7 protein-coding genes are annotated in these 4,601 nt (G+C 69.3%); 2 read left to right on the top strand and 5 right to left on the bottom strand.

What is annotated here, in order from left to right:
- The first annotated feature begins 203 nt into the window (after window positions 1–203).
- Window positions 204–497 (top strand): 4a-hydroxytetrahydrobiopterin dehydratase, encoded by a 294-nt coding sequence (locus VAE46_RS10535; protein WP_322796897.1) that lies wholly within the window; start codon window positions 204–206, stop codon window positions 495–497.
- 63 nt (window positions 498–560) lie between these two features.
- On the opposite strand, the gene VAE46_RS10530 is transcribed toward VAE46_RS10535, so the two are convergent.
- Genes VAE46_RS10530 through VAE46_RS10510 form a run of 5 tightly spaced genes read right to left on the bottom strand, consistent with a single transcriptional unit; the run spans window position 561 to window position 3,402 of the window.
- Complete coding sequence (locus VAE46_RS10530; protein ID WP_322796896.1) at window positions 561–1,067, bottom strand: 4Fe-4S binding protein; 507 nt, start codon at window positions 1,065–1,067, stop codon at window positions 561–563.
- A 59-nt stretch (window positions 1,068–1,126) separates the two neighbouring features.
- The gene (locus tag VAE46_RS10525) at window positions 1,127–1,885 is read right to left on the bottom strand and encodes an alpha/beta fold hydrolase (RefSeq protein WP_322796895.1); all 759 of its coding nucleotides are present in this window, start codon (window positions 1,883–1,885) and stop codon (window positions 1,127–1,129) included.
- A 50-nt stretch (window positions 1,886–1,935) separates the two neighbouring features.
- A complete protein-coding gene (locus VAE46_RS10520; RefSeq protein WP_322796894.1) occupies window positions 1,936–2,457 on the bottom strand; it encodes a DUF402 domain-containing protein in 522 nt (173 codons plus the stop codon).
- A complete protein-coding gene (locus VAE46_RS10515; RefSeq protein ID WP_322796893.1) occupies window positions 2,454–2,744 on the bottom strand; it encodes an Rdx family protein in 291 nt (96 codons plus the stop codon). The genes VAE46_RS10520 and VAE46_RS10515 overlap by 4 nt, the downstream gene beginning before the upstream one ends.
- A 10-nt stretch (window positions 2,745–2,754) precedes the next feature.
- Complete coding sequence (locus VAE46_RS10510) at window positions 2,755–3,402, bottom strand: nitroreductase family protein (protein ID WP_322796892.1); 648 nt, start codon at window positions 3,400–3,402, stop codon at window positions 2,755–2,757.
- A 78-nt stretch (window positions 3,403–3,480) separates the two neighbouring features.
- Between VAE46_RS10510 and VAE46_RS10505 the strand changes: the two genes are divergently transcribed.
- Window positions 3,481–4,601: CoA transferase (locus VAE46_RS10505; RefSeq protein ID WP_322796891.1), on the top strand; the 1,121-nt coding region annotated here is incomplete at its 3' end.

The raw sequence follows: 4,601 nt of genomic DNA, 5'->3' as shown, positions 1-4,601 counted from the left end.
GCGTCGGGCGCGGGCTGGCGGCGGCTGCCGCCCGAGCAGCCCGCGGCGGCGAGGCCTGCGGCTCCAGCAACGAGGCCGGTTGTGCGGAGGAACCAGCGGCGGGAGACCGGCCTGGAGAGTGAGCGTTTCCAGTCGTTCACCGGGTTCCATACTATGGGCAGGCAGGATTACGGTCCGACAATGGACGGTAAGGAGGCTGGAGGATGAGCGAACGGCTGGATGCCGCAGGCGTGGCGCGGCTCATCGAGGGGCTGCCGGGGTGGGAAGCTGAGGGTGAGGGGGCCATTGTGAAGGAGTTTCGCCTGCGCGACCATGTAGAGGCGGTGGGGTTGGTGGTGCGGGTCGCGGTCGCGGCGGAGGTGCTCAACCATCACCCGGAGGTGTGGTGGGTCTACAACCGGGTACGATTCCGGCTCAGCACGCACGATGCGGGCGGGGTGACCGAGAAGGATGCGGAGCTGGCGCGGCGGATCGAGGCGCTTGCTGCGGGGGGTTAGGCCAAACGCTCGGCCGCCCCGGGTTTCCCGGGGCGGCCGCTGGCGTCGAATCGGGACAGCGGACTAGAGAGCGCCGATGGCCTTGCGGGCGCGGGTGACCAGCTGCTTTTCTTCTTCGGAGAGTTCGGACCAGTCTTTGAGGACTTCGTGCTTGAGCGGGAAGATGTGGATGGCGTCCCAGCCGCACACGTCTTCGCACAGGCGGCAACCGGTGCACTTCTTCTCATCGACGGTGCTGACGCCGAAGAAGTCGTCGATGCGGTCGGTGTGCTGCAGGCTGAGGGCATCGAAGGGGCAGATGTTGATGCAGAGTTCGCAGCCGGAGCCGATGCACTTCTCTTCGATGACCACGGCGTGCGGCCACTGGTCCTTCTTGAGGGAGCGGCAGACGTTACCGTAGGTATCGAGGATGGCTTCCGGGGGGCACACGACGCCGCAGGCGCCGCAATCGATGCAGAGGGTGGGATCGATGACGTGGAGCTGGTTGCGGGTGCCGGTGATGGCGTTCGTCGGGCAGCGCTTCGTGCAGGCCGTGCACCCGATGCAAGTTTCGATGATGGAATAGGGCACGAGGTTCCCCCGGTCCTGATGATCGGATACAGGATAGCACGGCGAGCCGAACGGGGCCGTCAGGGCAGGGAGGCAAGGAACTCCCGGACGGCACGGTTGAAGGCTTCGGGCTGGTCGATGTTGGCGGCGTGGCCGGCACCGGGGATGACCACCTTGCGGGCCCCGGGGATTTTCGCCGCCATGTAGTCGGTGGCGCCGAGGAACGGCTCATCCTTTTCGCCGACAAGGACGAGGGTCGGTACCGCGATGGAGGGCAGGGATTCGATGATGCGGGAATCGAACTGGGCGAGCATGCCGCGTGCGGCGAGGGCGAGGCCGCGGGCCGAACGGTGGGCTGCAATGCGCACCTCGGCGCCGGGGCCGAGGGCTTCGAGGCCGCGGGTCTCGAAGGCGACGGCGCGGGCCTCTGCGGTGCGGTTCCAGGCCTCACGGCCGGCCGGGTTGCGGTAGCCGGGGCCGGTATCGAAGAGCATGAGCGCTCGCACCCGGTCGGGGTGGGCGAGGTGGAAGGCGAGCGACATGTAGCCGCCAAGGGAGAGGCCGCCGATCACGGCGGATTCGACGCCGAGCGCATCGAGGATGGCGGCCATATCGGCTACGGTGTGGGCTTCGGAATAGGCGGACGGGTCGTCGGGGCTATCCGACTGGCCGTGCCCGCGCATGTCCCAGGTGACGACGGCGTATTCGGGCGAAAGGGCTGAGACCTGGGCATCCCACATACGCGAGGTGGCGCTGTAGCCGTGGCTGAGCAGGATGGCGGGGCCGCTGCCGGCGACCTGGTAGAAGATGCTGACGCCGTCGCGGTCGAGATGGGGCATAGCGTGGCTCCCTAGGTCAGGGTGTGGCGGGATTCTACGCCGGTGCGGCGTCAGAGGGGGCCGCGGGCAGCGAGGACGCGGCCCAGGACAGCTTCGATGGAGCCATCGAACGGGAACTGACAGCGGCGCACGGCGCGGAGGGCGTGCAGGATGCCGACCCAGGCGGCGCGGCGAACGTGCGGTGGATAACCGAGTTCGATGGCGCGGGCCTCGAAATCGTCGCGGTCGCGGACGATGTGCGTGCCGTCGGGGTGGACAATGACGTCGAGGTCGAGGTCGACGAAGTCGATGGTGCGGCCCGTGATGGTCGCAGGCAGGGCGGCGTCGCACTGGGCGCCGAGGAAGCGGCCGAGCGGGTCGAAGCGGTGGAGGACGGTGAGGGGGTGCCGAAGCCCGACGGCGTGGATGGCGAAGGCGGCAGGCTCGGCGGGAGGCGGCTGGCGGTGGTGAAGCGCGGCATCGTGGAAGGTGATGAGCCAGTCTTCGCCGCGGCTATCGACGAGGTCGCCGGGCCATACGGACCGGATGGCGCCACCGTACTTGCGTTTGCGAAGCACAATGGGGTTGGTCACTGCGCCCGGGGATGGCGGCGGAGGGTCGCGGCCTCGGCGGGCTCGAGGCGGGCGGCGATGGCCTCCTTCAGCTCGGCGATTTCGGGGTAGCGGCCGGCGGCGCGCCGGGAGAAGAGCGGCTCACCACCGAGCAGGATGTCGAAGTCGCCGCCGCCCCCGGGGACGAGGGTGAGCCGTTCGATGTAGTCGCCGAAGGTGTGAAGCAGCTCGTGAGCGGTCCAGAGGGCGCGCGGCAGGAAGTTGCAGCGGCGGCAGTAGACGATGGCGATATCGAGCCGGGTTGCCATAGCGCCGCCCTCAGGGCCGCTTGTTGCCCCAGTGCTCCCAGTAGGTGACGTCTTCGACCGGCTTGCGGAAGCCGGCGCCGAACCTGCCGCGCGGCCACCCGACCGGGATGAGGGCGGCGGTTTCGACCGTCTCCGGGATGCCGAGGAGGCGGCGGACGTCATCCTGGCGGATGCGGTGAAGCGTGGTGAGGGCGGTGCCGAGGCCGAGCGCGCGGGCCGCGAGCATGAGGTTCTGGACGGCCGGGTAGATGCTGGAGCCGGCGGTCAGGTCGTGCTGGCCGGGGCCGAGCAGGGCGCAGGCGAAGATGAGCACGGGGACTTCGTGGAGGTGGTCGGCGAGGTACTGGGCGGAGCGCATCACGCGCTCGTTGCTGGCGGCTTCATCGGGCGGGAGGTCGGGGCGGTTGCCGTAGCCGCTGGCGACGAGGTTATCCCAGCCTTCCTTGTACCACTGCTGAATCTGCTTCTTCTTCTCGGGGTCGGTGACGACGAGCCAGCGCCAGTTCTGGCGGTTGCCGCCCGAGGGCGCGCGGGTGGCGGCCCAGAGGATTTTCTTGATGTACTCCTCGGGCACCGGGTCGGGCTTCAGGCGGCGCATGGCCCGCTGGGTGCCGATGACTTCGAAGATGTCGGATTCGACGACGGGGAGTTCGGACATGGAGGCGTCCTCCGTGGTGATGGGGGAAATCGTAACGGCTCAGCGGGGGATGCGCCGCCTGCCTATAATCCGGCGGCGATGGGAGACCTGCCGCTTTCCGGCATCCGGGTGTGCGACCTGACGTGGGTAATCGCCGGGCCGACGGCGACGCGTGTCCTGGCGGATTTCGGGGCCGACGTCATTCGGGTGGAGCACGGGCAGGCAGCCGACCCGATCCGTTTCGGGAGGCCGATCGCCGGGGAGCAGCCGACGCTCAATAACTCAGGGTTCTTCAACTACTTCAACCGGAACAAGCGGAGCATCCTGCTGAACGTGCGGCACCCGGCGGGGATGGAGGTGCTTGAGCGGCTTGTCCGCGTGAGCGACGTGGTGATCGAGAACTTTTCGAGCGGGGTGCTTGCATCGTGGGGGCTGGAGTACGCGAGGATGCGGGAGCTGAACCCGGGCGTGATTTACTGCTCGATCTCCGGGTTCGGACACACGGGGCGTGACCGTTCGTTCACGACGTGGGGGCCAACGGCGCAGGCGCTGAGCGGGCTGACGGCGATGTCGGGGCTGCCGGGCAAGCCGCCTGCTGGCTGGGGCTATTCGTACCTGGACCACACGGCCGGGTACCTCGCGGCGATCGCGGTGATGATGGCCCTGCACCACCGCAACCGGACGGGCGACGGGCAGGCGATCGACATCTCGCAGGTCGAGACGGGGATGGTGCTCACCGGTCCGGCGGTGCTCGATTTCACCGTGAACGGGCGCCGCTGGCTGCGGGAGGGGATGCCGCCGGGCAACCGGGCGTGGGAGCCGCGGATGGCCCCGCACAACACCTATCCGTGCGCGGGCGAGGACCGCTGGGTGGCGATCGCGGCGCGAAACGATGCGGAGTGGGAGGCGCTGCGGCGGGCGATGGGCGAGCCGGCGTGGGCGAGGGATCCGCGGTTCGCGACGCTGCAGGGGCGGCTGGCCAACGAGGATGACCTCGACGCGGGCATCACGGCGTGGACCCGCGAGCGGGATGCATACGCGGTGATGGCGACCCTGCAGGCCGCGGGGGTCCCGGCGGGCGTTTGCCAGACGGCGGGCGACCGGGTGGAGCGGGACCAGCAGCTGCAAGCGCGAGGGTGGTGGTCGACGCTGCCGCACCCGGAACTCGGGGAGGCGGGCATCGATGGGGTGGCGCCGCGGCTTGCGCGGACGCCGGGGAC

The sequence above is a fragment of the Tepidiforma sp. genome (assembly GCF_034433535.1).
GTDB lineage: Bacteria > Chloroflexota > Dehalococcoidia > Tepidiformales > Tepidiformaceae > Tepidiforma.
This window is presented reverse-complemented; position numbering and strand designations above follow the sequence as displayed.

What these genes read in the sequence shown, in the direction of transcription:
- VAE46_RS10535 (WP_322796897.1), top strand. Translation starts at nt 204, where the DNA reads ATGAGCGAACGGCTGGATGCCGCAGGCGTGGCGCGGCTCATCGAGGGG.
- VAE46_RS10525 (WP_322796895.1), bottom strand. Translation starts at nt 1,885, where the DNA reads ATGCCCCATCTCGACCGCGACGGCGTCAGCATCTTCTACCAGGTCGCC.
- VAE46_RS10515 (WP_322796893.1), bottom strand. Translation starts at nt 2,744, where the DNA reads ATGGCAACCCGGCTCGATATCGCCATCGTCTACTGCCGCCGCTGCAAC.
- VAE46_RS10510 (WP_322796892.1), bottom strand. Translation starts at nt 3,402, where the DNA reads ATGTCCGAACTCCCCGTCGTCGAATCCGACATCTTCGAAGTCATCGGC.